Genomic DNA, 441 nt, shown 5'->3' with positions numbered 1-441 from the left:
TCAAGTTCAAGCAGGCGATCATCGCTGCGGGTTCGCAGGCCGTGAAACTGCCGTTCATGCCGGAAGATCCGCGCGTGGTCGATTCGACCGGCGCGCTGGAACTGCGTCAGATTCCGCAGAAGATGCTGGTGATCGGCGGCGGCATCATCGGTCTGGAAATGGCCACCGTCTACGCGACGCTCGGCGCGCAGATCGACGTCGTGGAAATGCTCGACGGCCTGATGGCCGGTGCGGACCGCGACCTCGTGAAGGTCTGGGAGAAGTACAACGCGAAGCGCTTCGCGAACGTCATGCTCAAGACCAGGACCACGAAGGCCGAGGCGAAGGACGACGGCATCTATGTGTCGTTCGAGGGCGAAAAGGCGCCGGCCGAGCCGCAACGCTACGACCTCGTGCTGGTCGCCGTGGGCCGCTCGCCCAACGGCAAGAAGATCGGCGCGG

1 protein-coding gene is annotated in these 441 nt (G+C 64.4%); it reads left to right on the top strand.

The genetic code is table 11. From position 1 onward, the window contains the following. On the top strand, positions 1–441 hold a 441-nt coding region (locus tag AB3X99_RS40940), incomplete at both ends, for an FAD-dependent oxidoreductase (RefSeq protein WP_368662073.1).

Origin of the sequence: Paraburkholderia sp. BR10882 (assembly GCF_040948855.1) — a bacterium.
In the GTDB taxonomy this organism is placed as follows: Bacteria; Pseudomonadota; Gammaproteobacteria; order Burkholderiales; family Burkholderiaceae; genus Paraburkholderia; species Paraburkholderia nodosa_A.
The sequence above is the reverse complement of the archived record's forward strand: the minus strand, read 5'-3'. Positions and strand labels throughout refer to the sequence as shown.